This window comes from Lapillicoccus jejuensis, from assembly GCF_006715055.1.
Classification (GTDB): domain Bacteria; phylum Actinomycetota; class Actinomycetes; order Actinomycetales; family Dermatophilaceae; genus Lapillicoccus; species Lapillicoccus jejuensis.
In genome coordinates this window covers 1,697,193-1,723,316 of sequence record NZ_VFMN01000001.1, presented here as the reverse complement: position 1 = coordinate 1,723,316, position 26,124 = coordinate 1,697,193, and the positions used below count along the sequence as shown (strand labels likewise).

25 protein-coding genes are annotated in these 26,124 nt (G+C 74.2%); 7 read left to right on the top strand and 18 right to left on the bottom strand.

Features of this window, described 5'->3' with window-relative positions:
* Positions 1-25 precede the first annotated feature (25 nt).
* Positions 26-592 carry a winged helix-turn-helix domain-containing protein gene (locus FB458_RS08225; RefSeq protein WP_141848067.1) on the top strand — a complete coding sequence of 189 codons (567 nt, stop codon included), beginning with the start codon at positions 26-28 and terminating at the stop codon, positions 590-592.
* A 19-nt stretch (positions 593-611) separates the two neighbouring features.
* On the opposite strand, the gene FB458_RS08220 is transcribed toward FB458_RS08225, so the two are convergent.
* Entirely contained in the window at positions 612-872 is a 261-nt protein-coding gene (locus FB458_RS08220) for a YciI family protein (RefSeq protein WP_141848066.1), read from the bottom strand.
* 81 nt (positions 873-953) lie between these two features.
* Between FB458_RS08220 and thpR the strand changes: the two genes are divergently transcribed.
* The gene (gene thpR, locus FB458_RS08215) at positions 954-1,538 is read left to right on the top strand and encodes an RNA 2',3'-cyclic phosphodiesterase (protein ID WP_141848065.1); all 585 of its coding nucleotides are present in this window, start codon (positions 954-956) and stop codon (positions 1,536-1,538) included.
* Here thpR and FB458_RS08210 read toward each other — a convergent pair.
* Genes FB458_RS08210 through FB458_RS08200 form a run of 3 tightly spaced genes read right to left on the bottom strand, consistent with a single transcriptional unit; the run spans position 1,509 to position 5,037 of the window.
* Positions 1,509-2,753 carry an MFS transporter gene (locus FB458_RS08210; RefSeq protein ID WP_211355970.1) on the bottom strand — a complete coding sequence of 415 codons (1,245 nt, stop codon included), beginning with the start codon at positions 2,751-2,753 and terminating at the stop codon, positions 1,509-1,511. The genes thpR and FB458_RS08210 overlap by 30 nt on opposite strands.
* Positions 2,750-3,433 (bottom strand): response regulator, encoded by a 684-nt coding sequence (locus FB458_RS08205; protein ID WP_211355969.1) that lies wholly within the window; start codon positions 3,431-3,433, stop codon positions 2,750-2,752. Before FB458_RS08205 ends, FB458_RS08210 begins: the two co-directional genes overlap by 4 nt.
* The gene (locus FB458_RS08200) at positions 3,430-5,037 is read right to left on the bottom strand and encodes a sensor histidine kinase (protein ID WP_246061123.1); all 1,608 of its coding nucleotides are present in this window, start codon (positions 5,035-5,037) and stop codon (positions 3,430-3,432) included. The genes FB458_RS08205 and FB458_RS08200 overlap by 4 nt, the downstream gene beginning before the upstream one ends.
* An 88-nt stretch (positions 5,038-5,125) precedes the next feature.
* On the opposite strand from FB458_RS08200, the gene FB458_RS08195 reads away from it, so the two are divergent.
* Positions 5,126-6,499 carry a cation:dicarboxylate symporter family transporter gene (locus FB458_RS08195; RefSeq protein WP_425460875.1) on the top strand — a complete coding sequence of 458 codons (1,374 nt, stop codon included), beginning with the start codon at positions 5,126-5,128 and terminating at the stop codon, positions 6,497-6,499.
* Between the two features lie 122 nt (positions 6,500-6,621).
* Here FB458_RS08195 and FB458_RS08190 read toward each other — a convergent pair whose 3' ends face one another.
* Genes FB458_RS08190 through FB458_RS08170 form a run of 5 tightly spaced genes read right to left on the bottom strand, consistent with a single transcriptional unit; the run spans position 6,622 to position 12,819 of the window.
* Complete coding sequence (locus FB458_RS08190; protein WP_141848063.1) at positions 6,622-8,574, bottom strand: efflux RND transporter periplasmic adaptor subunit; 1,953 nt, start codon at positions 8,572-8,574, stop codon at positions 6,622-6,624.
* On the bottom strand, positions 8,567-9,508 hold the full coding sequence (locus tag FB458_RS08185) for a hypothetical protein (RefSeq protein WP_141848062.1): 942 nt from the start codon (positions 9,506-9,508) through the stop codon (positions 8,567-8,569). Before FB458_RS08185 ends, FB458_RS08190 begins: the two co-directional genes overlap by 8 nt.
* 5 nt (positions 9,509-9,513) lie before the next feature.
* Positions 9,514-10,743, bottom strand: coding sequence for an ABC transporter permease (locus FB458_RS08180; protein WP_141848061.1), 1,230 nt, complete (start codon positions 10,741-10,743; stop codon positions 9,514-9,516).
* The gene (locus FB458_RS08175; protein ID WP_141848060.1) at positions 10,740-11,516 is read right to left on the bottom strand and encodes an ABC transporter ATP-binding protein; all 777 of its coding nucleotides are present in this window, start codon (positions 11,514-11,516) and stop codon (positions 10,740-10,742) included. Before FB458_RS08175 ends, FB458_RS08180 begins: the two co-directional genes overlap by 4 nt.
* 1 nt (position 11,517) lies before the next feature.
* Positions 11,518-12,819, bottom strand: a complete 1,302-nt coding sequence (locus FB458_RS08170) for an efflux RND transporter periplasmic adaptor subunit (protein ID WP_141848059.1) — start codon at positions 12,817-12,819, stop codon at positions 11,518-11,520.
* A gap of 154 nt (positions 12,820-12,973) precedes the next feature.
* Between FB458_RS08170 and FB458_RS08165 the strand changes: the two genes are divergently transcribed.
* The 3 genes from FB458_RS08165 (at position 12,974) to FB458_RS08155 (ending at position 15,826) form a co-directional block, all read left to right on the top strand.
* The gene (locus FB458_RS08165; protein ID WP_170185602.1) at positions 12,974-13,615 is read left to right on the top strand and encodes a GntR family transcriptional regulator; all 642 of its coding nucleotides are present in this window, start codon (positions 12,974-12,976) and stop codon (positions 13,613-13,615) included.
* Positions 13,612-14,964 carry an MFS transporter gene (locus FB458_RS08160; protein WP_141848057.1) on the top strand — a complete coding sequence of 451 codons (1,353 nt, stop codon included), beginning with the start codon at positions 13,612-13,614 and terminating at the stop codon, positions 14,962-14,964. Before FB458_RS08165 ends, FB458_RS08160 begins: the two co-directional genes overlap by 4 nt.
* A 190-nt stretch (positions 14,965-15,154) precedes the next feature.
* Positions 15,155-15,826: an HAD family hydrolase gene (locus FB458_RS08155; RefSeq protein WP_170185601.1), complete on the top strand. Its 672-nt coding sequence runs from the start codon at positions 15,155-15,157 to the stop codon at positions 15,824-15,826.
* A gap of 24 nt (positions 15,827-15,850) precedes the next feature.
* Here the strand turns inward: FB458_RS08155 and FB458_RS08150 are convergent, their stop codons facing one another.
* The gene (locus tag FB458_RS08150) at positions 15,851-17,470 is read right to left on the bottom strand and encodes an ABC-F family ATP-binding cassette domain-containing protein (protein ID WP_141848055.1); all 1,620 of its coding nucleotides are present in this window, start codon (positions 17,468-17,470) and stop codon (positions 15,851-15,853) included.
* A 149-nt stretch (positions 17,471-17,619) separates the two neighbouring features.
* Between FB458_RS08150 and FB458_RS08145 the strand changes: the two genes are divergently transcribed.
* Positions 17,620-18,021 (top strand): pilus assembly protein CpaE, encoded by a 402-nt coding sequence (locus FB458_RS08145; RefSeq protein ID WP_141848054.1) that lies wholly within the window; start codon positions 17,620-17,622, stop codon positions 18,019-18,021.
* 115 nt (positions 18,022-18,136) lie between these two features.
* On the opposite strand, the gene FB458_RS08140 is transcribed toward FB458_RS08145, so the two are convergent.
* The 8 genes from FB458_RS08140 to FB458_RS08105 form a co-directional block, all read right to left on the bottom strand.
* Entirely contained in the window at positions 18,137-18,916 is a 780-nt protein-coding gene (locus FB458_RS08140) for a DUF1295 domain-containing protein (protein WP_246061121.1), read from the bottom strand.
* Positions 18,917-18,927: 11 nt separating this feature from the next.
* Positions 18,928-20,253 carry a class I SAM-dependent methyltransferase gene (locus tag FB458_RS08135; protein ID WP_141848053.1) on the bottom strand — a complete coding sequence of 442 codons (1,326 nt, stop codon included), beginning with the start codon at positions 20,251-20,253 and terminating at the stop codon, positions 18,928-18,930.
* Positions 20,250-21,584 carry an SAM-dependent methyltransferase gene (locus FB458_RS08130; protein ID WP_246061120.1) on the bottom strand — a complete coding sequence of 445 codons (1,335 nt, stop codon included), beginning with the start codon at positions 21,582-21,584 and terminating at the stop codon, positions 20,250-20,252. The genes FB458_RS08135 and FB458_RS08130 overlap by 4 nt, the downstream gene beginning before the upstream one ends.
* Positions 21,581-22,321 carry a DUF1365 domain-containing protein gene (locus FB458_RS08125; protein ID WP_141848052.1) on the bottom strand — a complete coding sequence of 247 codons (741 nt, stop codon included), beginning with the start codon at positions 22,319-22,321 and terminating at the stop codon, positions 21,581-21,583. The genes FB458_RS08130 and FB458_RS08125 overlap by 4 nt, the downstream gene beginning before the upstream one ends.
* The gene (locus FB458_RS08120; RefSeq protein ID WP_141848051.1) at positions 22,318-23,664 is read right to left on the bottom strand and encodes an NAD(P)/FAD-dependent oxidoreductase; all 1,347 of its coding nucleotides are present in this window, start codon (positions 23,662-23,664) and stop codon (positions 22,318-22,320) included. Before FB458_RS08120 ends, FB458_RS08125 begins: the two co-directional genes overlap by 4 nt.
* 133 nt (positions 23,665-23,797) lie before the next feature.
* Entirely contained in the window at positions 23,798-24,574 is a 777-nt protein-coding gene (locus tag FB458_RS08115) for an anti-sigma factor (RefSeq protein ID WP_246061119.1), read from the bottom strand.
* Positions 24,571-25,191, bottom strand: coding sequence for an ECF RNA polymerase sigma factor SigK (gene sigK, locus FB458_RS08110; protein ID WP_425460874.1), 621 nt, complete (start codon positions 25,189-25,191; stop codon positions 24,571-24,573). Before sigK ends, FB458_RS08115 begins: the two co-directional genes overlap by 4 nt.
* A gap of 73 nt (positions 25,192-25,264) precedes the next feature.
* Entirely contained in the window at positions 25,265-25,966 is a 702-nt protein-coding gene (locus FB458_RS08105; RefSeq protein WP_246061118.1) for a fasciclin domain-containing protein, read from the bottom strand.
* Positions 25,967-26,124 lie beyond the last annotated feature (158 nt).

The window sequence follows — 26,124 nt, the reverse complement described above, 5'->3', positions numbered from 1 at the left end:
GCAATAGATGGTGCAGACTGACGCCGTGACCCGCCTCGACGACCCGCGGATGCTGCGGGCCCTCGCCCACCCGGTCCGCGCCCGGATCCTCGACGAGCTGACCGCTCAGGGGTCGCTGCGGGCGGCCGACGTCGCCGCCGAGCTCGACATCCCCGCCAACCAGGCGAGCTTCCACCTGCGCCAGCTGGCCAAGTACGGGCTCGTCGAGGAGGACGCGGGCGCGGCCCGGGACCGGCGCGACCGGGTCTGGAGGGCCACCTCCCCCGAGGGGTACGACGTCGACATGCAGGACCTCGAGTCCGCGCCGGGTGGTCGCGCGGCCTCGCGGGTCTACCGCAGCCACACGGCGGCCCGCGCGCACGCGCTCGTCGACGCCGCCCACGGCGGGGACCGCACCCCGGGGATCCACCGCTCGATCAGCCAGGTGGCGCTGCGGCTCGACCGCGAGGAGGCCCGCCAGCTCACCACCGAGCTCAACGAGGTCGTCGACCGGTGGGCGGCGCGCACCCGCGGGCGTGACGCGCACCGGCAGACCTACAGCGCCTACCTCATGGTGCAGCCCTACCCCGACGGTCTCGAGTCCGAGGACTGAATTCCGCCGGGGGTGCGGGTCACGTCCCGAAGAGCGCGTCCACCTGCCGTACGGCGACGACGCGCACACCCTCACAGGAGAAGTACGGGTCGGCGGCGAGCGCCTCGTCGACCCGCTCCTGATCGGCGCTGAAGACGCAGATCGAGCCGGTGCCGTCGGGGAACGGGCCGGCGTCCACGAGGACCCCTTCCTCCTTGAGCTCGGCGAGCAGCTCGCGGTGCCGCGGCCGCAGCTCGAGCCGCGACGGGTGGTCGGTGAAGGCGCACTCGACGACGATCATCGCGCCATCATGCCCGCCGCCGGCCCGCCGCGGGGGTGGGCCCCGTCGAGCGGTACGGGACCGACCGGGCAGACTGGCGGCATGGGCCAGCGGATGTTCGTCGCCGTCGTCCCACCCGACCCCGTGGTCGAGGACCTCTCGACCTTCCTCGAGCCGCGACGCGACCAGGGGATGCCGTGGATCGACCCGGCGCAGTGGCACGTGACCCTCGCGTTCATGGAGTCGGTCAAGGACCGCTCCCTCGACGACCTCGTCGGGCGGCTCGGTGAGGCCGCCGCGCGGCGGCGCCCCATGACGCTCCAGCTCGGCGGCGCCGGCGCCTTCCCCGACCCGGCGCGCGCCAAGGTCGTCCACCTCGGCCTGCGCAGTCCCGCCGGCGGGGACGACCTCGCCGAGCTCGGTCTGCTCGCGGCCAACGCGCGCGCCGCCGCCTCGGCCGCGGGTGCCCCGGTCGACGGGAAGGACTTCCGCCCCCACCTCAGCCTCGCCCGGCTCAAGCGGCCGGTCGAGGCCACGCGGTGGCTGCGGATCCTCGACACGTACGACGGCCCGTCGTGGGAGGTCACGCAGGTCGAGCTCGTCGCCTCGCACCTGCACGAAGGTCCGAAACGTCGTCCCCGGCACGAGGTCGTCGCCTCAATGCCCCTCGGGGACGGCTCGGTCTGATGTCGCGGCCGTCCGCGCGGGGAGCAGGAGGACGACCAGGGCGAGCAGCTGCACGACGACGACGTACGTCATCGTCAGGCCGGTCGACCGCTCCCCCAGCCAGCCGACGACCACGGACCCGACCCACCAGGCGAGCCCCTGCACCGTCGCGAACGCGCCGTACGCCGCCCCGCGGCGGCCGGCGGGTACGAGGTCGGCGACCGCCGCGCGCAGGGTCGAGTCCTGCACGCCGACGACCGCGCCCCACAGCACGGAGCCGACGACGACCAGCGGCAGCGACGGCGCGAGCATGAGGGCGACGACCGCCGCGGCGAGGACCGGGACGACGGCCAGCGTGCGCAGCCCCCGTCTGTCGTAGACCCGCCCGGTGAGCAGGGCCGAGACGCCGCCGGCGCCCATCGCGACGGCGTACAGCAGGGGGACGGCGGCCGGCGCGAGGCCCACGTGCGCGGTCGCCTGGACGACGAGCACCGCCCACGTCGCGAAGCCGAGCATCGTCAGGCCCGAGAAGCACTGGTAGCGCAGGAAGCCGGTTCCCAGGCCAGTACCGAAGCGCAGTCGCTTGGACTCGGCGACGTCGGCACCCGGCTCCCAGTCGGCAGGGACGGGCGCGAGCCGGCGCAGCCGCGACAGCGCGACGAGGGCGAGCAGCCCGCCACCGCCCAGCAGGAGGAAGCCGGTGCGGTAGCCGTCCGGGTGCGCGAGCAGGGCGGCCGCGACGAGGAGCGGCCCGACGACGGCGCCGGTTTGGTCGAGCAGCTTGTGGAGCCCGAAGGCGCGGCCGCGACCGAGCGAGGCCGCCGCGTGCGCGAGCATGACGTCGCGTGCCGGCGTGCGCACCGCCTTGCCGAGCCGCTCGCCGAGGTAGAGCGCCGCCGCCGGCCAGACGGCGCCGGTCAGCGCGAGCAGCGGGACGCACACGGCGGTGAGCCCGTAGCCGAGCGCGACCTGCGGCCATGGACGGCGGGTCCGGTCGGCGACCGGACCGGTGACCAGCCGCAGGACGAGCGCGAGCGCCTCGCCGCCGCCGGTGACGAGACCGACCGTCCCGGCCGAGGCGCCGAGCAGCACGAGGTAGGGGCCGATGACGGCCCGGGTCCCCTCATAGACGACGTCGGTGAGGGCGGAGACCAGGCCCATCCCGATCACGAACCCCGCCGGGCCGACCCGGTTGCGCGTCGCCGACCCGCTGTCCGGACCCCGGTCGTCCGTCACCGGCCGACCCAGCGGTACTCGACCTCGGGCCGCCCGGTCCCCGCGTGACGCGAGTGGCGGGTCGCGAGGCCGCTGTCGGCCAGGTGCTCGAGGTAGCGCCGTGCGGTCACGCGCGATACTCCCACCGCCTCGGCCACCTCGCCCGACGAGGCCGCCCCGGAACGCCGTACGGCGGTCAGCACCTTGCCCCACACGTCCTCGGCCAGGCCCTTGGGCAGCGCCGCCGGACCGCCGCGGTGCACCCCGGCGAGGACCCGGTCGACGTCGCCCTGGCTCGCGACCGGGTCGGCGGCGTGCGTGGCGCGGTGGTAGTCGGCGTAGGCCTCGAGCCGTTCGCGCAGGCTGGCGAAGACGAACGGCTTGAGCAGGTACTGCACCACCCCCAGCGAGACCGCCGCCCGGACGGTGTCGAGCTCGCGGGCGGACGTGACGGCGACGACGTCGGCGAGCACCCCCTGGGCGCGCATCCGGCGCACGACGTCGAGGCCGTGCCCGTCGGGCAGGTTCATGTCGAGAAGGACGAGGTCGATCGGCTCGTCGGCGGTGAGCGCCCGCAGCGCGTCGCGGGCGGTGTGCACGGTGCCGACGACGGTGAAGCCGGGGACGCGGCCGACGTACATCGTGTGCGCGTCGGCGGCGACGGGCTCGTCCTCGACGACGAGCACCCGCAGGTCGCTCACGCGCGGCCGGCCGCGAGCTCGGCGGCGACGGGCAGCCGGACCGTCCACGTCGCCCCCGGCGGGGCGGACACCTCGACCGTGCCGCCGAGCCGCGCCACCGACTGCTGGACGAGGGCGAGCCCGAGACCGCGACCCCCGGTCGCCTCGACCGGCTTGGACGACCAGCCGCGGGTGAAGGCCTGCTCGACCTGGTCGGCCGGCAGCCCGGGACCGTTGTCGGACACCGTGATCGTGCACCGGCCGTCCGCGAGCCGCGCCCCGACCCGGACCTGCGGGGCGGCTGCGCCCGCGACGGCGTCGAGGGCGTTGTCGACGAGGTTGCCGACGATGGTGACGAGGTCGCGGGGCGGCGCGACGCCCTCGGGCACGACCGTCCCCGGCTCGACGACGAAGTCGACCCCGCGCTCGCTCGCCTGCGCCGCCTTGCCCAGCAGGAGCGCGGTGAGCGCCGGCTCGGCGACGGCGCCGACGACGTCGTCGGTCAGCTGTTGCGACGCCATCAGCTCCTCGGTGGCGAAGCGGACCGCCTCGTCGGCGCGGCCGAGCTCGATGAGCGAGACGACGGTGTGCAGCCGGTTGGCGGACTCGTGGGCCTGCGCGTGCAGGGCGTCGGCGAGGCCGCGCGCGGTGTCGAGCTCACCGGTCAGGGCCTCGAGGTCGGTGCGGTCGCGCAGGGTCGCGACGGTGCCGAGGTCGCGGCCCTGCCAGCGGGCGCGGGCCTGGTCGAGGACGAGGACGCGCGCGTCGGTGACGTGCAGCTCGTCGGTGCGCTCGCCCCCGTCGGCGAGCGCGGCGGTCACCCCCTCCTGCAGACCGAGCTGGGTGACGCGACGCCCGACCGGGTCGCTGGCGAGGCCGAGCAGCCGCCGGCTCTCGTCGTTGGCGAGCAGGACGGTGCCGTCGCGGTCGACCAGGAGCAGCCCCTCGCGGACGGCGTGCAGCACGGCGTCGTAGTACTCGACCATCCGGCGCAGCTCGGCCGAGCTGAGGCCGGCGGTCTGCCGGCGGGTGTGCCGGGCGACCAACCACGTGCCGGCGCCGGCCAGCAGCGCGGCGAGCAGGGCGGCGAGCAGCAGCCCCGGCACCTGCGCGGCGACCTTGGACTGCACGGCGTCGAGCCGGATCCCGACCGCGACGAGGCCGACGACGGACGTGCCGACCGCGCCGCCTCGCCAGACCGGGACGACGGCGCGCGTCGACGGGCCGAGGGTGCCGGTGTAGTCCTCGAGGACGACGCCGCCGGCCAGCGCCTGCTCGGTGTGCCCGACGAACTTCTGCCCGATCCGCGACGGGTCGGGGTGGGTCCAGCGGGTGCCGTCGGGGGCCATGATCGTGATGAAGTCGGTGCCGGTCGCGGCGCGGACCTTCTCGGCGTAGGGCTGCAGCGTCGGGGTCGGGGCGCTGGAGGTGGCGGCCGCGACGACGTACGGGTCCGCGGCGATGGTCCGCGCGACGGCGAGGACGCGCTGGCCGGCCTGCTCCTGGCTGGCGCTGCGCGCCTGGAGGTACGCCGCCCCCAGCCCGCCGGCCACGACGACGGCGGCGACGAGGACCTGGAGCACCAGGACCTGCGTCGCCAGCGACCACCGCCGGGGCGCGAACACTATGACCACAAGCGTGAATGTACGACGCCGCGGCCCCACCCTGGGGACGGCAGAGCCGCCCCCGCCCGAAGGAGCACCCGTGAGCACCGTGGCCCACCCCCAGCCCGACCCGACCGCACCGACCCCACCGCGCGCTAAGCGGGACCGCACCCACTGGCTCTACCCGGCGGTCATCGCCGCGGTGGTCCTCGGCATCCTCGTCGGCGCCCTCTTCCCCGACTTCGCCAAGGAGCTGAAGTGGCTGGGGACGCTCTTCGTCAACCTCATCAAGATGATGATCTCGCCGATCATCTTCTGCACGATCGTGCTGGGCGTCGGCTCGGTCCGGAAGGCCACCAGCGTCGGCAAGGTCGGCGGGCTGGCCATCGGCTACTTCCTCGTCATGTCGACGGTGGCCCTGGCCATCGGTCTCGTCGTGGGCAACATCGTCCACCCCGGTGACTCGCTCCAGCTGACCGACGCCATCGCCTCGTCCGGGCAGAAGCAGGTCGGTGGTGCGGCGGAGTCGACCACCGACTTCGTCCTCGGGGTCATCCCGACGACGCTCGTCTCCGCGCTGACCGCCGGGTCGGTGCTGCAGACGCTGCTCGTCGCGCTGCTCGTCGGCTTCGCCCTGCAGATGATGGGCAACGCCGGCGAGCCGATCCTCGCCGGCATCAAGCACCTCGAGGGCCTCGTCTTCAAGGTCATGTCGATGGTCATGTGGGTCGCCCCGATCGGTGCCTTCGGCGCCATCGCCGCGATCATCGGCTCGACCGGGCTGGGCGCGCTGAAGAGCCTGGCGCTGCTGATGGTCGCCTTCTACGTCACCTGCGCGCTGTTCGTCTTCGTCGTCCTCGGCGCGATCCTGCGGGTGGTCTCGGGGCTGAACATCTTCCCGCTGCTGCGCTACCTCGGCGCCGAGTTCCTCCTCATCCTCTCGACGTCGTCCTCGGAGTCGGCCCTGCCGCGGGCCATCGCGAAGATGGAGCATCTCGGCGTCCAGCGCAGCACCGTCGGCATCAGCATCCCGACCGGCTACTCGTTCAACCTCGACGGCACCGCGATCTACCTGACGATGGCCTCGCTGTTCATCGCCGAGGCACTGAGGAAGCCGTTCTCCATCGGCGAGCAGATCGCCCTGCTGGTCTTCATGATCATCGCGAGCAAGGGCGCCGCCGGGGTCTCCGGCGCTGGCCTGGCCACGCTGGCCGGCGGCCTGTCGAGCCACCGCCCCGACCTCGTCGACGGCGTCGGCTTCATCGTCGGCATCGACCGGTTCATGTCCGAGGCCCGCGCCCTGACCAACTTCGCCGGCAACGCCGTCGCCTGCGTCCTCGTCGGCACCTGGACGCGGACGATCGACATGGACCGCGTTCACCTCGTGCTCTCCGGCGGCGCACCGTTCGACCCGTCGATGACGGACCAGGCCGTCGAGGACGAGCCCGTACGACGCCCCGCCGAGGACCGCGTCCCCGTCTGACCGCAGGCGGCGTCTCCCCACCCGAGGGACGTCTCCTTGCTTCTGGAGTGACCTTCTCAGGCCCCGACCGGGGCCGGACGGGCACATCCGAAGCAAGGAGACGTCCCTTCGTCGTGTGCGCGTCAGCCGGTGCGGCCGCCGCCGAAGCCGGCACCGCCGCCGAAGCCGCCGGCTCCCCCGCCGAGTCCTCCGGCGCCAGCGCCGCCGGTGCGGCCGGCGCCCCCGAGACCGCGCAGGCTCGCCGTCGAGCTGGACGGCAGGGCGGCGGTCGTGTCGGCGAGGACGACGACCTGCCCCCGCTTCAGCCCGGCGGTCACCTGCACCATCCCGTTGCCGACGGCGCCGGTGGTGACGCGGGCCTGCGTGGCCGTCGTGCCGGACAGCACCGTCACCGTCGCGGTGCCGGAGCCCGCGGCCTCGCTCAGCGGGGTCACCGCGGAGACGGGCACGACGAGCGCGTCCTTCACCGACGCCACGTCGATGGCGACCTGCGCCCGCGAGCCGGGGCTGAGCGACTGGCCGGCGTCGTCGACGACGACGGTGACCGGGTACGTCGGGACGGTCGTCGTCGTGCTCGCCGGCAGCAGCCCGATCGTCGTCACCGTGCCGGTGACGGGGGTCGTCGCCCCGGCCGGCGTCACCGCGGCCTGTTGACCGGTGCGCAGCTGCGGCAGGTTCGTCAGCGGCACGTCGACCGTGACGTCGGCGGCGCCCGGCGGCAGGATGACGATCCCGGAGGACGTCGATGCCGTCGCACCGGCGCTCAGCGCGATCTGACCGACGACCCCGGACACCGGGGCCTTGAGCGTCGCGCCCGTGAGGTCGGCGTTCGCCTCGTCCAGGGCGTGCTGGTCGGTGGTGATGGCCGCCTGGTCCTCGGCGACGGTGCTGGCGCCGCCACCACCCGGAGTGCCGCCACCACCCGAGGCGCCGCCTCCGGTCGCGCCACCGCCGGAGCTGGAGCCGCCGGATGCGTGCGACGCCGCCGAGCCCGACCCGGCGGAACCGCTGCTCACCACGCCGCTCGAGCCGCTGGGGCCGTGGGAGGACGACCCTCTGCCGCCGTGCGACTGCGACCCGACGGCCTTGGCCAGCGACGCCTGTGCGACCGACGCCGACTGCATGGCGGACAGGCACGTGGCCGCCAGCTGCTGCGGGTCTCCGGTGGGGGCGCCGGTCGGCGACCCGGTGGGCCGGCCATGGGTCGACGTGAGGTACGCGGCCCGCTCGGCCACCAGACCGGCGGTCGACAAGGGGGCGGGAAGGGCGTCGTACGCGCTGTCCTGCGTCGAGGTGCTCGAGGTGCTGGGGGTGCTCGGCGTGCTCGTGCTGGTGGGGCTCGGCGAGGTCGTGGACGTCGGGTCCGGCGTCGTCGTGTCGGTCGGCACCGGGGTGGTCGACGTCGGGGACGGGGTGGTCGACGTGGACGTCGACGTCCCCGAGCCGGCGAGGCCGGTGAGCAGCGGCAGGCAGGCCTGCTGCTGGGCAACCTCGGCGCGCTGCGCGGCGGCCTGCGCCGTTACCAGCGCGGTCAGCGCCGCGCCCGAGGTCCCGGACGCCCCGGACGTCCCGGAGCCGGTGTCCGAGCGAGAGGCCGAGCCCGTCGACCCCGTGCCGCCGGTGGACGAGCGGCTCGCCGACGCCGACGACACCGGGGCCGCGGTCGGCGTGGTGGTCGAGGTCGTCGAGTCGCTGGCCAGCCGCTCCTGGTCCTGCGCGAGCTGGGCCTCGGCGTCGAGCACCGCCTGCTGCCGCGGTGCCGTCTGCATGGTCGCGAGGGTCTGCCCCTGGCTGACGGTGTCGCCCGGCGAGACCGACACAGCCGCCACGGTGCCCGCCACGGGGAACCGCGCGGTCACCTGCGTCGGCCGGGTCACCGCCCCCGTGAACGGCAGCGACTGCTGGACCGACCCCGTGGTCACGGCCGCGGTCCGGTACCGGTCGCCCTGCCCGCGGGCCGAGCCGGCGACGTGGACGGCGTATGCCCCCGCCGCGACGAGCGCGAGCGCCAGTCCCGCCGCCGTACGGCGTGCCGCGGTGCGTCCCAGCCTCGGCCGGGCGACCGCCTCAGGCATTGCTGGCCCCGGTGGTCGCCGACGAGCCGGTTCCGCTGGACCCACCCGCGCCCCCACCGGCACCGCCACGGCGGCCGGCCATGGTGCAGGAGCCGTTCACCGCCGGGCGCAGGCTGAGAGCGGTCGCCGAGACGGTCCCGGTGTCGTCGGCCTTGCCCTGGGCGGTGACGCACTCCCCGACCTTGACGTCCGACGAGGTGCCGGCCTCGACGACGTCGTACGTCGTGGACGAGGAGGTCGCCACGGTGACCGGGGCGGCGATGCCGGAGGAGGCCGTCGACCCCGCTCCGCCGCGGGCGACCGGGGTGAGGGTGAAGCCGGAACCGGTGACCGCGGTGACCGACCCGAAGGTCACGCCGCCGACACCGCCGCGTCCGCCCGTCGGGGACCCGGTCGGCGACCCGCCGCCGGTGCCACCCCCGCCGTTGCCGCCGCCACCCCGTCCGCCGCCGAACCCGCCCAGGCCGCCGCCGAAGGCGTTGGCGCGGCAGGTGCCCTTCGTCGCGGGTGCGACGGTGACCGAGGCGGCGGTCACCGAACCCGAGGTGTCCGGGGAGGCCGAGGCGTCGCGCACGAGGACGCAGGACCCGACGGTGACGCTGGTCGCCGACCCGGCGACGGTCTTCGTGACCTTCGTGGACGAGGTGTAGGTGACGGCCGTCTGGGCGGTGCGGGTCTGCACCTGCATCGTGTCGCCGGAGACCTGCGCGATGAGGCCGGTCGTGCCGGGGTTGCGGGCAGCGCGGCCCTGGCTGCCGGAGCCGGTCGTCGCGCCCGCGGACGGCGTGGACGCGCTCGACGTCGAGGACGGACCGCAGGCGGCCAGCGACAGGGCGGCCGCGGCGGCGAGGACGCCGGCGCCCACGGCGCGGGTCCGGCCGGCTGCGTGGCGGGGCGTCGTACCGGGGGTCGGGAGCAGCGGGGTGCGGGTCATGGTGGTCACTCGTTCCGTAGGGCGTCGATGGGGGCGAGGCGGGCGGCGCGGTTGGCGGGGTAGACCCCCGCGCCGATGCCGATGAGCAGGGACACGGCGAGCGCACCGAGGGCGGCGGTGGCCGAGATGGCCACCGGCTGCCCGAGCGCGCCCGGCAGCAGCCACGCGCCGAGCAGACCGAGCAGCAGCCCGAGGACCCCGCCGGCGAGGCCGAGGACGCTGGCCTCGACGAGGAACTGGCGCAGGATCACCCTCGGCGTCGCGCCGAGGGCCTTGCGCAGGCCGATCTCGCGGACCCGCTCGGTGACCGAGACGAGCATGATGTTCATGACGCCGATGCCGCCGACGAGCAGCGAGATCCCGGCGATGCCACCGAGCAGCACGGTGAGGATGTGCGCCGTGTTCGTCGCCGTCTGGACGAGCGACTGCTGGCTGCTGAGGGTGAAGTCCGCGGTCGCCGCCGTCACCCCGTGCTGGGTGAGCAGCGCCGACTGCGCCTCCTGGTAGGCCGCCGACAGGTCGTCGGTGCTCCGGGCCTCCAGGTAGATCGAGGAGACGCTGAGGGCGTTGGTCGACGTGGAGATCCGGCTGGCGAACGTCGTGATCGGCACGATCGCCTGGTCGTCCTGGTCGGTGGTCGAGCTGGCCCCCTGGGTGTCGAGGACGCCGACGACCGTGAAGTCCTGGCCGTCGAGGGTCACCTGCTGCCCCACGGGGTCGCGCAGGCCGAACAGCTGGCTCGCCGTCGTCGAGCCGATGACGGCGACGAGTGAGCCCTGGTCGACGTCCTGCCGGGTGATGAAGCGACCCGACTGCACCGAGCGGGCGCGGACCGAGAGCCACGACGGCGTCGTCCCGACGACACTCGTCGTCCAGTTCGTATCCCCGTAGTCCAGTTCCTGGGACGAGGTCGAGGTCGGTGCGACGGCGGCGACGTCGGGGACCACCGCGGAGTCGCCGAGCAGGGCGGCATCGGTGGTCGTCAGGGTCGTCGCACTCCCGCGGCCGCCGCGCACGCCGGTGGACGAGGTCGTGCTGCCGGGCGAGACGATGAGCAGGTTGGAGCCGAGCTGGTCGATCTGCGCGGTGACCTTCTGCGTCGCGCCCTGGCCGAGGCCGACGGTGAGCATGACCGCGGCGATGCCGATGAGGATGCCGAGCATCGTCAGGGCCGACCGCAGCCGGCGGGTGCGGATGGCGTCGTACGCCGTCCTGAAGGTCTCGGCCCAGCTCATCGCAGCCCCCGCGTGGCCGCGGCGAGCCGGGCGTCCTGGCCCTCGGCGAGCCGGCCGTCGCGGATGTGCACGACCCGCGCGGCCCGGTCGGCGACCTCCTGCTCGTGGGTGATGAGGACGATGGTGCGCCCGGCGGCGTGCAGCTCGTCGAAGAGGGCGAGGAGGTCTGCGGTGGACACCGAGTCCAGGGCACCGGTCGGCTCGTCCGCGAGGACGAGGTCCGGATCCGTGACGAGCGCCCGGGCGACGGAGACGCGTTGCTGCTGGCCGCCGCTCAGCTCACCGGGCCGGTGGTCGACCCGGTCGGCGAGACCGACCCGGCCGAGCGCGTCGATGGCGCGCCGTCGACGCTCGGGGCGGGGGACGCCGGCGTACACCAGGGGGAGCTCGACGTTGCGCCACGCCGACAGCGACGGCAGCAGGTTGAACTGCTGGAAGACGAAGCCGATCCGGCGGTTGCGCACGTCGGCCAGGCGCGCCTCGTCCATGTCGGAGACGTCGTCCCCGGCGAGCTCGTAGGTGCCGGACGTCGGCACGTCGAGGCAGCCGATGATGTGCATGAGGGTGGACTTGCCGGAACCCGACGGGCCCATGACCGCGACGTAGTCGCCCTCCTCGACGACGAGGTCGACGCCGGCCACGGCCGTCACCGACAGGTCCCCGGCGTGGTACGTCTTGACGACGTCGCGCAGGTGCAGGATCGACGGCGGCAGCGTCGCGGTCGACGACGGCGGCGTGGCCGCACCCTGCTCGGTGAACCAGCTGTCGGTCATCTCACTGGCCCCGTCCCGTGCCGCCGGTGCCACCACCGGCGCCACCGCCGGTGCCACCGCCGAAGCCACCGCCGAAGCCGCCGAATCCGCCGTTGAATCCGCCGCCCTCGCCGCCCGTGCCGGTGCGCCCCCCGGTGCGGCCGGTCCCGGAACCGGTCCCGGTGCGCCCACCGAAGGTGCGCGCGGTGACCTGCACCTGGTCGCCCTCGGAGAGCCCGGCCGTGATCTGGGTCAGCTGCCCGCTGACCAGCCCGATCGTCACCGGCACGCTCGACGTGCCGCCGCCCTTGACGAGGGTCACCGTCGGCTGCCCGCCGGAGCTGCTGATCGCGGCGGTCGGGACGGTGAGGGCGTCGGCGATCTGCTTCGTCGTGATGGCGACCGTCGCGGAGCCCCCCGCGTAGAGCCCGGTGGGCGTCCCAGTCACGGCGACGGTGACCGGGAACGTCGCGGTGCTGCCGGAGCTCGAGGTGGCCACGACGCCGATGGTGCTGACCGTGCCGAACACGGGATCCGTGGCCCCGGTCGGGGTGATCGTCGCCTGCAGACCCTTCTTGAGGGAGGGGAGATCAGCCGCGGAGACCGACGCGTCGACCACCCAGGACCCGGTCGAGATGACGACCACCTGCCCCGACGCGGAGGAGCCCGACGAGCCCGAGGCGGCGCTCCCGCCGGACGCCGCGCCCCCGCCGGACCCCGAGCCCCCACCGGACGAGCCTCCTGCGCCCGCGGACCCGGAGGTCGCGGAGGACGAGCTCCCGGACACGGTCGAGCCGACGGTGAGGTTGACGGACGCGACGGTGCCGCTGATGGGGGACGTCATGGTCGCGCCCGTCAGGGCGGTCTGCGCGGCGGTGACCTTGGCCTGGTCCGCGTTGACGGTGGCCTCGGCGGAGGCGACCTGCGCGGTCGTGCCGGAGCTCTGGGCCGTCGTCAGTGCGGCCTGGGCCGCGGTCAGCGTCGCCTGCGCCGAGCCGAGGGCGTCCTGCAGCGTCGTCGGGTCGATCGTCGCCAGCGTCCGGCCGGCGGTGACCTCGTCGCCCACCGCGACGTCGACCCCGGTGACGGTGCCGCCGGAGGTGAAGGAGAGGTTCGACTGGGTCGCGGGCTCGATGGTCCCCTGCGCGCCGACGGTCTGCTTGAGGGTCTGCACGGAGGCGGCGACGGTGGTCGTCGTCGGGGCCGCCGGGGTGCTCGACCGGTCGCGGGTCACCGCCCAGGCGACCCCGCCTCCGGCGAGGACGATGACGGCGACGACGAAGCCGACCAGGAGCGGTCGGCGGCGGGCACGCGGCGTGGGCATGGCACCCCTTCGGTGGGACGGGCGCCGGCGACAAGGTTGTCCTCGGCAACGGCTGACGCTAGGAACGAGGTCTGCAAGACGGTTAGGCCGAACCTGTGGTGCCGCTGTGCCGCCGCCCGGCATGGGGCCACCCTGTTGCATCTATGATGGATGCATGACGGCCACCGCTCCTCCCGCCTCCCTGCGCGTGTACGACGTCGTCAAGCAGGACATCCTCGACGGCACCCGCGCCGGCGGCAGCTTCGTCACCGAGGGTGAGCTGGCCGAGGCGACCGGCGTCTCGCGCACCCCCGTCCGGGAGGCGCTGCTGCGGCTCGAGGCCGAGGGTCTCGTGCGGCTCTACCCCAAGAAGGGTGCGCTCGTCGTCCCGGTCACCGCCGACGCCGCGCGCGAGGTCCTCGAGGCCCGGCTCGTCATCGAGGAGTGGGCCGCCGGCGCGATGTGGTCCCGTCGTCTCGAGGTCGTCGACGACCTCGTGGGCGTCCTCGCGGAGATGACCGCAGCGCGGCGCGCCGACGACGTCGCCGCCTTCGTGCGGCACGACCGTCGCTTCCACGAGGTCGTCGTCGCGGCGGCCGGCAACAGCGTCCTGCTGCACACCTACCAGTCGCTGCGCGACCGGCAGCTGACCATCGTCGCGGCCCAGATGCGGATGTCGGGAGCCCGGCTCGACGAGGCGCTGCGGGGACACCGCGAGCTCCTCGCCCTGATGCGCACCGGCACGAAGAGCGAGTTCGTCCGCGCGGTGCGCCACCACGTCGAGGGCGCGATCGAGCGGCTGCGGGGCGCCCGATGACCCCGGCGACCGCGACGTCGTCGTCCCCGGCGGCCCCGGTCCAGCGCCACGGCATCGGCGGTCGCCGCGCCTTCGCCGTCTGGGGCACCGCCCTCGGCGTCTACGTCCTCGGCATCTTCCACCGCACCTCGCTCGGCGTCGCCGGCCTCGTCGCGGCCGACCGGTTCCACATCTCCGCCGCGCAGCTGGCGACCTTCACCGTCGTCCAGCTGCTCGTCTACGCCGCCCTCCAGGTCCCGGTCGGGGTGCTGCTCGACCGCTTCGGCTCGAAGCGGCTGCTGCTCGCCGGCGTCACCCTCATGTCGCTCGGGCAGCTGTGGTTCGCCGTGGCCGGCAGCTTCGAGGTGGGCCTGGCCGCCCGCGTCCTGCTCGGCGCCGGTGACGCGATGGTCTTCGTCTCGGTCATGCGGATCGTCGCGCTGTGGTTCCGGGTGCGGCAGGCGCCGCTGCTCACCCAGCTGACCGGTCAGCTGGGGCAGGTCGGCGCGATCGCCGCGTCGTTCCCGCTCGCCGCGGCGCTGACCCACCTCGGCTGGACCCGCAGCTTCACGATCGCCGCCGGGCTGGGTGTGGTGGCGGGCGCCGCCCTCCTGCTCGTGGTCAAGGACTCGCCGTACGAGGGCACCCCCCAGGAACCCATCCGGCTGCGGGCGGTCGCCGCGACCCTGCGCGACGCGTGGGGCACCCCCGGCACGCGCCTCGGCCTCTGGTCGCACTTCACCGCGCAGTTCTCGCCGACCGTCTTCACGCTGCTCTGGGGCTACCCGTTCCTCGTGCGCGGGGAGGGTCTCGACGCGGGGACCGCGAGCGCCCTGCTCGTCGTCATCACCCTCAGCGCGATGGTCACCGGGCCGCTCCTCGGCCAGCTCGTCGCCCGGCACCCCTACCACCGCTCGCAGTTCGTCCTCGTCATCGTCGGCGCCATCGCCGCCGTGTGGACGGCCGTCCTCACCTGGCCCGGACGCGCGCCGCTGCCGCTGCTCGTCCTGCTCGTCGTCGTCAGCGCGGTGGGCGGACCGGGCTCGATGGTCGGCCTCGACCTGGCCCGCTCGTTCAACCCGCAGCGGCGGCTCGGGTCCGCCCTCGGCATCGCCAACATCGGCGGCTTCGTCGCCTCCCTCGCGGTGATGGCGCTCGTCGGGCTCGTCCTGGACCACCTCGAGCCGCGCGGACCCGCGTACTACGACCTCGGCGACTTCCGGTGGGCCTTCGCCGTGCAGTACCTGTTCTGGGCCGGCGGCGGCCTCCAGGTCTGGCGGCACCGGCGCCGGACCCGCCGCCACCTGCGCAGCAGCGACCCCGAGGCCTTCGCCGCCCTGCGCCGGGGCGAACCGGTCGCGCCCCGCTGACCTCGCCGCCATCCTCCGACGGGAGTGCGGTGATGCCGGGGGGATGCATCACCGCACTCGTCGGTCGCCGCCCGCAGAGGGGGAAGGGGCGGCACCAGCACGCCGCGAGCACAAGGGGGAACGACCCGCGGTGGCCCTTCCAGTATACGGACGGACGCCCGGTCGGCCCCCCTCGCCTAGCGTGGGCGTCATGCCCGTGACCCCGGTGACCGCCGTGCTCTTCGACGTCCACTCGACCCTGCTCCACGGCGGCGACCCGCACGCCTGGCTGGCCGCCGGCCTCGCCCGGGCCGGGCGGTCCGACGGCCTCGCCGGTCTCGAGGACGCGGACGCCACCGCGACGTGGCTCGACCGGGTCTGGGAGCACGCCCGGGTGCTCGACCCCGAGGCCCGTCGCGACCTGTCACCGGCCGAGCACCGTCGCGTCTGGGACGAGACGACCGCGGACGGGCCCGGTCTGGACCCCCCGCTCGCCGACGCCCTGTACGACGTGATGACCGACCACTGGACTCCGTACGACGACACGCTGCCCGTCCTCGACGCCCTGCGCGCCCGGGGCGTGCGCGTCGGCGCGCTGTCGAACATCGGGTTCGACCTGCGCCCGCTCTTCGAGCGCATCGGGCTGACCGAGCGGCTCGACGCGCTCGTCCTGTCCTACGAGGCGGGGGTGGCCAAGCCCGACCCGGCGATCTTCCGGCACGCGCTCGCCGCGCTGGGCAGCACGCCGCAGGAGACCCTCATGGTCGGCGACTCGTGGCAGGACGACGCCGGCGCCGCCGGGATCGGGGTGCGCACCCTCGTCCTGCCCCGCACCGACGGCCCCGAGCACGGCCTCGACCTCGTCCTGCGTCTCGTGGGCTGAGACACGCCGGCCCGAGCCGGACGGTCAGAGCCTGAGCACCGGCCCGTCCCACCGCTCGCGCAACCACCGGTCGTGGCTCGTGACGACGACCGTGCCGACCGACGTGCCCAGCGCCTCCTCGAGCTCGGACGCGAGCGCGAGGGAGATGTGGTTCGTCGGCTCGTCGAGCAGGAGCAGATCCGGGCCCGTAGCGACGATCGCCGCCAGGGCGAGCCGGCGCCGCTGCCCCACCGACAGCGCCCCGACGGCGGTGCCCTGCTCGCGCGGGTGGAGCAGCCCCAGCTCGCCGAGCGGGGGCGCGTCCGGCCCCGCCGCGGCCCGGTAGGCGTCGACGGCGCTCTGCTCCGGGTCGAGGACGACGACGTCCTGCGGCAGCAGCCCGAGCCGGCGGGCGGCGACCGCGACCTCCCCGCGGGTGGGCACGACCTGGCCGGCGAGGACGGCCAGCAGCGTGGACTTGCCGCTGCCGTTGGGCCCGGTGACGAGCACCCGGTCCCCTGGACCGACGTCCAGCCGGGGTACGGCGACCCGCCCGGCCACCACGAGGTCGCGCACCCCGACCGAGCCGCCGTCGCCGCGTCCGACGTCGGTCAGCGCGGTTCCGAGTCGCAGCGGACGCGGCGGCTTCGGCACCGGGTCGCGCTCGATGACCTCGATCCGACGCTCGACGTCGTGCACGCGGCGGGCGATCGTGCGGGCGACGTTCGCCCCCTTGAACGCGTGGATGAACTTGTCGTTGTCCCGGGGCCCGCGGTCGTGGGCGACGGTGCGGGCGGTCGTCCGCTCGGCGAGCCTCAGCCCGGCCAGCTCCTCGCGCTGGGAGAGGAAGGCCTCCTCCCAGCGGCGCCGCGCGGCGCGCCGCTCGGCGAGGTAGTCGGAGAACCCGCCGGTGTAGCGGGTGCCGCCGCGGCCGTCGACGCCGAAGTGGCTCGGGTCGAGGTCGACGACCACCCGCGCCACCTCGTCGAGCAGGACCCGGTCGTGCGAGGCGACGACGACCACGCCCGGGGTCGTGGCGAGGAACTCCTCGACGTAGGCCATCGCCGTGTCGTCGAGGTGGTTCGTCGGCTCGTCGAGGACGACGCAGTCCGGGCGACGGACGATGACGGCGGCCAGCGCCAGCCGGGTCCGCTCCCCGCCGGAGAGACGGGAGACCGGGCGGTGCCGTGGGAGGCGACCGACGCCGAGGCGCTCGGCGGTCACCTCGGCGCGACGCTCGGCGTCCCAGGCGTCGTGGTGCTCGGCCCAGGCCAGCACGGACGCGAACTCGGCGGCGAGCGCCTCGTCCTCCGGCGCGGCTGCGAGCGCCTCACCGAGCCGTTCGAGGCGCCGTACGGCGTCGTGCAGCGGCGCGAGCACGCGCCCGAGGACGTCGTCGACGGTCGCCGTCGGAGGCAGGTCGACCTCCTGGCCGAGGTAGGCCGTGTCGGCCGGCCGCGAGACCGTGCCCGAGTCGGGGGTGTCGACCCCGGCGAGCAGCCGCAGCAGCGTCGACTTGCCGACGCCGTTCTCGCCGACGACGCCGACGGGCTCGCCGGGGTTGGCGACGAGGTCGACGCCGTCGAGGACGAGGCGGTCGCCGTACGAGCGGACGAGGTCGCGCGCGACGAGAGCGGTGGGGCGTGAGGTCGTGTGCGCGGTCATGGGCGGCACCCTTCGACGTCGGTCGGGTGACCCGCCGGGCCGTCGGCCTCGGGCGCGGGTCGGGACGTCGCTCAGCTCCACATGATGTGACCAGTCTGCCCCGCCCACCGGGCAGGACGCACCCGGTTTTCCCGTGGTCCCATGGAGAGGTGCTGTCGATCGACCTCGCCCAGGCCCTCAAGTCGGCCGGCCTCGCCTGGACCCCCGCGTCCGGGGACCGCTTCGTCATCCCCGTCGACGACCTCACCGAGCGGGTGTTCGTCCTCAGCGACGTCACCGCCGACGTGCACCGGTTCGACAGCGGCGACCTCATCGGCTTCAACGGCACGACCGAGTGGGCCCTCGACAGCATCGAGCAGGACAAGGTCGTGTGGTTCCCGCGTGAGGACCAGCTGCGCGACCTGCTCGGCGCCGCGTTCGTCAGCCTCGAGCAGCTGCCCGGCGGCTTCGCCGTGACGGCGACCGGCGCCGGTGGGGTGGAGGCCCGGCACGTCGACACCGACGCCGAGCGCGCCTACGCCCGCGCGCTCCTCGCCCGCCTGCACCCCTGACCACCTGATCACCGCACCGTCGGGTGCGTTCCGGACTCAGGTTGTGCCGCAGAACAACGCTTCCATGCGGTGCGGATGCGGCACAACGTGAGTTCGGAACGCGACGGGGTGGGGGTCAGGCGCGCTTGGGCGGGGTGGGGAAGAAGAAGCTCGTCCTGTCCATGTACTCGCGGTAACCGGGGCGCTTGCTCATCTCCTTCTCGAGCAGCCGGCCGCCGGAGCCGATGGCGAGGAAGTAGCCCATGACGACGGGCGAGAGCACCGTCAGGACCCCCGGCCACGCGGACGCGGCGACGAGCCACAGCCCGACCCACACGCAGAAGTCGCCGAAGTAGTTCGGGTGCCGCGTCCAGGCCCACAGGCCGCGGTCCATGATCTTGCCCTTGTTGGACGAGTCGGCCTTGAACGCCTTGAGCTGGGCGTCGCCGGTCGCCTCGAAGACGACCCCGACGAGCCAGACCAGGACGCCGAGGACGGCCACGACAGGAATCCCGTCGCCGGCCGCCGCCGACACCTGCAGCGGCAGCGAGATGAACCAGACGAGCGCGCCCTGCAGGCCGTAGACCATCGCCATCACCCGCAGCTGGCTCTTGCCCTGCTTCATCTTCTCGTAGCGCGGGTCCTCGGGCTTGCCGCGGTTCTTGCCGGTGATGTGCCAGGCCAGCCGCCCGCCCCACGCCGCGACGAGGACGAGCAGCAGCAGCCGGCGCCAGCCCGGCCCCTGCCCGAGCAGCGCCGCGACGAGGGCGACGACGACGAAGGCGAGGCCCCACGTCGTGTCGACCACGCTGACCTTGCCCAGACGCTGGCCGACCAGCGCGGTGACGACCATGGCCAGCGCGATGCCGACCAGCGAGACCGCGCTGACGAGGACGAGGTTGCCGAAGGAGAACACCCCTGAAGTCTCTAGGACCAGGACGCCGGTCGCACCCACGGGAGGGCGTTGCGGCCCGCCCCGTCGTTGCGGACGGCGAGGATCTGGTCGACGCCCATCCGCCCGTCGCGGAAGGCCATCGAGCCGCCGACGAGGTAGAGCCGCCAGACCCGCGCGACCTCATCGCCGACCATCCCGACCACGGTGTCCCAGTTGGCCTCGAAGGTGTCGTGCCAGGCGTCGACCGTCCGGACGTAGTGCTCGCGCATCGCGTGGACGTCGCGGACCTCGAGCCCGCCGGACTCGATGAGCTCGACCGTCTCCCCCACCGGGCGCATCGTCATGTCGGGCGCGATGAACGACTCGATGAAGGGGCCACCGCCCGGGTGACGACCGCGCCGTGACATCTGCTGGACGAGGACGCGCCCGCCGGGGACGACGTTGCGCCGCAGCACCTCGACGTACGTGCGGTAGTTCTTCTCGCCGACGTGCTCGCCCATCTCGAGCGAGGCGACGGCGCCGAAGTCGCCGTCGCGCACGTCGCGGTAGTCCTGCAGCCGGATCTCGACCTTGTCCTCGAGCCCGCGCTCGCGGATCCGGGCGTCGATGAACGCCTTCTGCTCCTTGGCGATGGTCACGCCGGTGACCTGCGCGCCGAAGTGCTCGGCCGCGTGCAGGCTCAGCGAGCCCCAGCCGCAGCCGACGTCGAGGAAGCGCATGCCCGGCTCGAGGCCGATCTTGCGGCAGACCAGGTCGAGCTTGTCGCGCTGCGCGTCGACGACGCCGTACGACGGGTCGTCGCTGGTCCAGTAGCCGCAGGAGTAGGCCATCTGCGGGTCGAGGATGAGCGCGTAGAAGTCGTTGCTGAGGTCGTAGTGGTGGTGGATGGCCTGCCGGTCGCGCAGCGCCGAGTGCAGCCGGCCCGAGAGCTTGGCCTGGCTGGCGGGGGCGGGCGGCGGCGTCCCCAGGGCGCCGACCTCCTTGGCCGTGCGGACCACCGACGCCAGGAGCGACGGGGTCGGGCGGATGCCGGACAGCCCCCGCTGCGCCGCGACCTGCCACACGTGGGTGAGGGCCTCGCCGAGGTCGCCCTCGACGTCGAGCTCGCCGGTGACGTAGGCCTGGGCGGCGCCGAGCTCGCCCGGGTGCCAGAGGATCCGGCGCAGCGCGTCGGGGCTGCGCAGGACGACGTGCGGCGCGTCGACGGGGCCGGCGCTCGAGCCGTCCCAGGCGGTGAGGTGCACGGGCAGCTCGCCCCCGGCCAGCGGCTCGAGCGCACGGGCGAGGGCCTGAGCGACGCCGGGTCGCGGCGCCGTACCGGCGGCGGTCGTGGTCGGTCGGTCGTCGACGGCGGTCATGCGCGCGCCTCTCGCTGGAGCTGGATCTGCTGGACGTCGAGGTACCCGCTGGCGAAGCCGGCGCGGGAGTACTCGAGGTAGAAGTGCCACATCCGCCGGAAGACGGCGTCGAAGCCGAGCCCGTCGACCTGCGCGGCGCGCGCGACGAAGCGCTCGTCCCACAGCCGCAGCGTCTGCGCGTAGTGCTGCCCCATCGACAGGCGGTCGGTCATCCGCAGCGACGTGCGCCCGCGGGTGATGTCGTCGATCGCCCGGGTCGAGGGCAGGAAGCCTCCCGGGAAGATGTACTTGTGCACCCACGTGTAGGTGTCGCGGGTGGCGAGCATCCGGTCGTGCGGCATCGTGATCGCCTGGAGGGCGACCTTGCCGCCGGGGGCGAGGACGCGGTCGATCGTCTCGAAGTAGGTGCCCCAGTACTGGTGGCCCACGGCCTCGATCATCTCGACGGAGACGACGGCGTCGTACTCGCCGTCGACGAGCCGGTAGTCGAGCAGGTCCACCTGGACGCGGTCGGCGTGGCCGGCGGCGGCGATGCGCTCGCGGGCCAGCGCCTGCTGCTCGCTCGAGAGGGTGATGCTGCGGACGGTCGCGCCGCGCGCCGCGGCGCGGATTCCGAGCTCGCCCCACCCGGTGCCGATCTCCAGCACCCGGCTGCCCTCGCCGACCCCGGCGAGGTCGAGGAGCCGGTCGACCTTGCGACGCTGACCCTCGGCGAGGTCGTCCCACGCGACGCCGTACGGCGCCCCGACGGCCTGGGCGCGCTCGCCCCCCTCGGCGGCGATCCCGCGCTCCGGCGCGTCGAACAGCGCCGAGGAGTAGGTCATCGTCTCGTCGAGGAAGGCCTCGAAGAGCTCGTTGCTGAGGTCGTAGTGCCGCGAGATGTTCGAGCGGGTGTTGGCCACGCTGTTCTTCTCGCGGTGCGGCTGGTGGGCGACGTAGAACGCGCGCAGCCGCTGCAGGGGCTCCGGGACGAGGGTCCCCATCTCGGCGGCGAGGACCGCGAGGAAGGCGCCGAGGTCGGGCGAGTCCCACTCGCCGGCCATGTAGGACTCGCCGAAGCCGACGAGGGCGGCGTCGCCCACCCGGGCGAAGAAGCGCTCCGGGGCGCGCAGCCACATCGTGGGCGCGGCGGGGTCGGCGGCGCCGCCGCCGGTCACGCGCCCGTCGGGCCACTCGACCCGGACCGGGAACCGGGCGGCCACCCGGTCGAAGAGCTGGGCAGCCACCCTCGCGTGCACGGCGCGCTTGAGCCGGCCGGGGGCGGTGACGAGGTCGGGCCAGCGGCTGCGGTCGATGACCGGGGCGGTGGGCAGCGGGGCGAGGGCGGTCACTGGACGGCCTCCTGTCGGTGGACGGGTCGCGGTCGCACCGGGAGCCGGCGCAGCCAGAGGTGGATGCCCTGGGCCTTGATCCTCGCCATGACGGCGAGCGGCTCCAGGGGACGGGTCAGCGCGGTCCGCAGGACGCGGGCGCGGGTGGGGGTCAGGGCGCGGCCGGACATCGTCGCGACGAAGGGCGGGCGCCCCTCGCGCTGCAGGACGACGCTCATCCGCAGCCGCCCGCCGGGCGCGGGGTCCGGCTCGGGCAGGACGAGGTCGTAGTGCCCGTCCACGTCGTTGAAGGGGCTGACGTACAGCTCCTTGCCGGCCTGGGCGCGGCCGCGCTCGTCGGTGCGCACGAGGTAGGCGTGGCGGTCGCCGTACGTGTTGTGCACCTCGACGACGACGCACTCGAGCCCGCCGTCGTGGCGGTGGCACCAGAAGACCGAGATGGGGTTGAAGACGTAGCCGAGGACACGGGCCTGGGCGAGCATGAGCACCCGGCCGCCGCGCAGGTCCACGCCCTCGGTGGCGAGGAACGCGTCGACCTTGGCCCGCAGGCTGTCGCCGGTCCCGGCGGTGAAGTGGTCGCGGGCCTCGAAGGCCGCCAGCGGCGCGAGGCGGCCGAGGGTGCGCCGCCCCGGCAGGTCGTCGACGTCGACCAGCCAGGTGTAGCTGCGGGTCGTGAAGTCGTGCCGTACCGGCTCGCGGCGCACGTGCCGGATCGTCGTCGCGTAGATCGCCGTCACGTGGTCGCCGCCGTCAGGGGCGCGGCGACGCGCGGCCGGTCCCACGACGCTCCGAGGTGCTCCGCGGCGCGCAGGCCGGACAGGGCGCCGTCCTCGTGGAAGCCCCAGCCGTGGTAGGCGCCGGCGAAGGCGATGCGGTCGGACGCGATCTCGGGCAGCCGGCGCTGGGCCGCGACCGACTCGGGCGTGTACAGAGGGTGCTCGTAGTCCATCTCGTCGATGACGAGCGACCTATCGACGAGGTCCTCTCCACCGAGCGTGACGAGGAAGCGACGGTCCGTGACGCGCGGACCGGTGGTGTCCAGACGCATGAGGCGGGTGAGGTCGTAGGTGACCAGGACACGACCGGTCTCGGCCCCGGCCGGGCGCTGCCAGTAGTTCCACGAGGCGCGCGCGCCGGCGTGCCGCGGCAGGACGGACTCGTCCGTGTGCAGCAGCGCGGTGTTGCGGCTGTAGGGGAGCGCGCCGAGGACCTGTCGCTGGAGGGCGGTCGGGTCGGCGAGCATGGCCAGCGCCGCGGACGGGTGGGTGGCGAGGACGACGGCGTCGACGGTGTCGGTGCCGGTGGCGCTCGTCACGACGACGCCGTCCGGGCCCTCGTGGACCGACGAGACGGGCGAGGCGGTGCGCACCTCCTGGATCCCGGCCGCGACCTTCTCGACGTAGCGGGCCGAGCCGCCGACGACGGTGCGCCAGGTTGGCGACCCGAAGACGGTGAGCATCCCGTGGTGGTCGAGGAAGGCGAAGAGGTAGCGCGCCGGGTAGCGCAGCGCGACCGCCGGGTCGCACGACCAGACCGCGGCGACGACGGGCTCGAGGAAGTGGGTGCGGAAGTAGGCCGAGAACCCCACGCGGTCGGCGAAGTCGCCGAGGGTCTCCAGGCCCGCGTCGGAGGTCTCCGGCTGCGCCAGCAGCGCGGAGGCCGCGCGGTGGAACCGCTTGACCTCGACGAGCATGCGCAGGTACGACGCATTGGTGGCGTTGCGCCAGGTGGGGAACAGCCCTCGGGCCCGGCGCGCGCCGGCGTACTCCAGCCCGGCGGCGTCGTCGCGGACGGACATGCTCATGTCGGAGTCCTGCGTCGCGACGCCCAGCTCCGCGAAGAGCCGCAGGAGGGTCGGGTAGGTCCGGTCGTTGTGGACGATGAACCCGGTGTCGACGCGCACCGTCCGGTCGCCCAGGTCGACCTCGTGCGTGTCGGCGTGACCGCCGAGCCGGGTGTCCGCCTCGAGCAGCAGCACGTGGGACTCGCGGGCCAGGACGTGGGCCGCCACCAGGCCGGCGACACCGCTGCCGACGACGGCGACACGGCGCGCAGGGCGCGGGAGCAGGGACGACGACATCGAGGATCCTCGGGGGACGTGGCCGGGCGGCCGGGGGACGGCGCGGCCACGGGGGCCCGCCGGGCGGGGGATGGTTGCGTCGGAGGCTAGCGGTGACGGGCGCCGGAGGCGGACCGACCCGGGAGCGCACCGATCAGGTGAGCGACATCAGGGCGATGGGCTTGGACGTCGGCTGGGCCGATCCTCCCGTGGGCTCCACGGTGATCCCGACGGCCTGGGCCTGTCGGGCGTCCCCGTCGAGCACGACGGTCTGGCTGCCGGCGCCTGGCACCACGCCAGCGCTGCGGAACCCGTCGCCGTCCTGGAACCACGTCTGGTAGACCTTGCCGGCCGGGGCGTCGGGCATGTCGTGCAGGACGACGACCGCTCGACCCGTCGCGGCCGAGGAGACGACCTCGGCCGACGCGCCGCCGGGGAAGTCCTGGGTGCGACGCACCGCCTGCGGGTCGGCGAGGACCCTGCTGGCGACGGTCTGGTCCCCGGTGACGTCCGAGCCGCGCAGCTGCGTGACCAGCGTGCCGGCCCCGACCGCCAGGACGGCGGCGGCCGCGGCCCCGATGAGCCACCGGGTGGGCCGTGCGGGACGACGGCGGCTCTCCCGGGAGGCGCCGGAGATCCCGACGACGCGTCGCGCGGCCTCCTTCTCCACCTCGGGGGGTAGCGGGCGGACGGTGCGGATGTCGGCCAGCACCTGGTCGCGCAGCCGCTCGGGCGGCGTGACCTCGGCGAGCAGGCCCAGCTCGGCGGCCGCCGCCTTGAGGCTGGCGACCTCGGCGCGGCAGTCGGCGCACTGCTCGAGGTGCCGCTCGAACCGCGCGCGCTCGACGTCGTCCACGGCGTCGACGGCGTAGGCCCCGGTGAGGGCGTGCACGGAGTCGTCCACGATGGTGTCCATCTGTGAGGTGGTCATGAGGTGATCCCCAGAGTGTCTCGCAACCGGATGAGTCCATCACGGATGCGGGTCTTGGCGGTGCCGAGCGGCAGCCCCAGCATGGTGGCCACCTCGGAATGGGTGTACCCCCCGAAGTACGCCAGCTCCAGGGCACTGCGCTGCGCATCGGTGAGGCTCGCGAGCGCCTTGCGCACCCGCTCGACGTCCAGCGAGGTGTGGGCGGCCTCGGCGGTGCTGTCGAAGTCGACGTCCTGGCTGGACTCGTGGTACTGCGTGTCGCGGCGGCTGGCCGCCTCGGCGGACCGTACCCGGTCCACCGCCTTGCGGTGCGCGATCGTCATCATCCACCCCAGCGCGCTCCCTCGGGTCCTGTCGAACCGCGACGCGGTCCGCCAGATCTCGAGAAACGCCTCCTGGGTCACCTCCTCCGACTGCGCAGGGTCGCGGACGACTCGCAGAACGAGTCCGTAGAGGCGGCGGGACAGCGCGTCGTACAGCTCCGCGAAGGCGCCCTCGTCGCCCAGGCCGGACCGGTCCAGCCAGGCGGCGAAGTCGTCCGCCTGGGTGTCCGGACCGGGGGCGGTCCCCTCCGACGGGTCGGAGGGGACCGCGTGCAGCTCAGCCATGGAGTCCATTGTCGTGATCCCTTGCTGATCTGTCCGGCGCGATGGCCCGGTGGCCACCGCTGCGCTCACCGGTCTGGATCGGTCAGGCGGCCGGCGGCATGAGGACACCGTCGATGATGTAGACGGTGGCGTTGGCGGTCTGGACGTTGCCGCAGATGACGTTGGCGTTGCTGGAGCCGACGGTGAAGGCCTCGCCCGAGCCCTTGACGGTCAGGTCCTGGCCCTCGAGCGTCTTGTGGGTGCCGGCGAGCTGGTCGGGGCTGATCTTCCCGGCCACGACGTGGTAGGTGAGGATCTTGGTCAGCGTGGCCTTGTCGGCGAGGACCGACTTGAGGGTCGCGGCCGGGATCTTCGCGAAGGCGTCGTTGGCCGGGGCGAAGACGGTGATGGCCTGCTGCGAGTTGAGGGTGTCGACGAGGCCGGCGGTCTTGACGGCGGTGACGAGGGTCGACAGGACCGGGTTGTTGCTCGCGGCGGTGGCGACCGGGTCGGCGGCCATGCCGCTGAACGAGCCCGAGCCGGAGGCCGGGACGGCGCTGCAGGCGGAGCCGAAGGGCTGCGAGGCCATGTCCATGCCGGAGCCCGAGGAGGTCATCGAGTCGGACGGGGTGGTCATCGGGGCCGAGCTGCTCATGCTCGACGACGGCTGCGACCCGGCGGAGGTGTCGCTCGAGCTGTTCGACCCGCAGGCGGCGAGGCCCAGCGGGAGAGCGGCGACGAGGGCCAGGGCGGCGGTCTTGCGACGGATCTGCATGATCGGGAACTCCTTGTGATGGTGCTTCATGGGGGGTCGTGCGTCGACCTGTCTCGGTCGACGGTCATGAGGTCTTCGGCGCCGGCGGGCCGGCGGATGGGACGGATCCTGTTGCGGCGCATCACCGTTCGGTAACAGCGCCGAGACTCCTGGGAGACGCGGATCACGGATCGTGAGGGCTGCGAACG

Excerpts from the sequence above, each read along its gene's own strand:
- FB458_RS08220 (WP_141848066.1), bottom strand. The coding sequence starts at position 872 with ATGATCGTCGTCGAGTGCGCCTTCACCGACCACCCGTCGCGGCTCGAG.
- thpR (WP_141848065.1), top strand. The coding sequence starts at position 954 with ATGGGCCAGCGGATGTTCGTCGCCGTCGTCCCACCCGACCCCGTGGTC.
- FB458_RS08190 (WP_141848063.1), bottom strand. The coding sequence starts at position 8,574 with ATGCCTGAGGCGGTCGCCCGGCCGAGGCTGGGACGCACCGCGGCACGC.
- FB458_RS08185 (WP_141848062.1), bottom strand. The coding sequence starts at position 9,508 with ATGACCCGCACCCCGCTGCTCCCGACCCCCGGTACGACGCCCCGCCAC.
- FB458_RS08180 (WP_141848061.1), bottom strand. The coding sequence starts at position 10,743 with ATGAGCTGGGCCGAGACCTTCAGGACGGCGTACGACGCCATCCGCACC.
- FB458_RS08175 (WP_141848060.1), bottom strand. The coding sequence starts at position 11,516 with ATGACCGACAGCTGGTTCACCGAGCAGGGTGCGGCCACGCCGCCGTCG.
- FB458_RS08170 (WP_141848059.1), bottom strand. The coding sequence starts at position 12,819 with ATGCCCACGCCGCGTGCCCGCCGCCGACCGCTCCTGGTCGGCTTCGTC.
- FB458_RS08165 (WP_170185602.1), top strand. The coding sequence starts at position 12,974 with ATGACGGCCACCGCTCCTCCCGCCTCCCTGCGCGTGTACGACGTCGTC.
- FB458_RS08160 (WP_141848057.1), top strand. The coding sequence starts at position 13,612 with ATGACCCCGGCGACCGCGACGTCGTCGTCCCCGGCGGCCCCGGTCCAG.
- FB458_RS08155 (WP_170185601.1), top strand. The coding sequence starts at position 15,155 with ATGCCCGTGACCCCGGTGACCGCCGTGCTCTTCGACGTCCACTCGACC.
- FB458_RS08150 (WP_141848055.1), bottom strand. The coding sequence starts at position 17,470 with ATGACCGCGCACACGACCTCACGCCCCACCGCTCTCGTCGCGCGCGAC.
- FB458_RS08135 (WP_141848053.1), bottom strand. The coding sequence starts at position 20,253 with ATGACCGCCGTCGACGACCGACCGACCACGACCGCCGCCGGTACGGCG.
- FB458_RS08120 (WP_141848051.1), bottom strand. The coding sequence starts at position 23,664 with ATGTCGTCGTCCCTGCTCCCGCGCCCTGCGCGCCGTGTCGCCGTCGTC.
- FB458_RS08115 (WP_246061119.1), bottom strand. The coding sequence starts at position 24,574 with ATGACCACCTCACAGATGGACACCATCGTGGACGACTCCGTGCACGCC.
- sigK (WP_425460874.1), bottom strand. The coding sequence starts at position 25,191 with ATGGACTCCATGGCTGAGCTGCACGCGGTCCCCTCCGACCCGTCGGAG.
- FB458_RS08105 (WP_246061118.1), bottom strand. The coding sequence starts at position 25,966 with ATGAAGCACCATCACAAGGAGTTCCCGATCATGCAGATCCGTCGCAAG.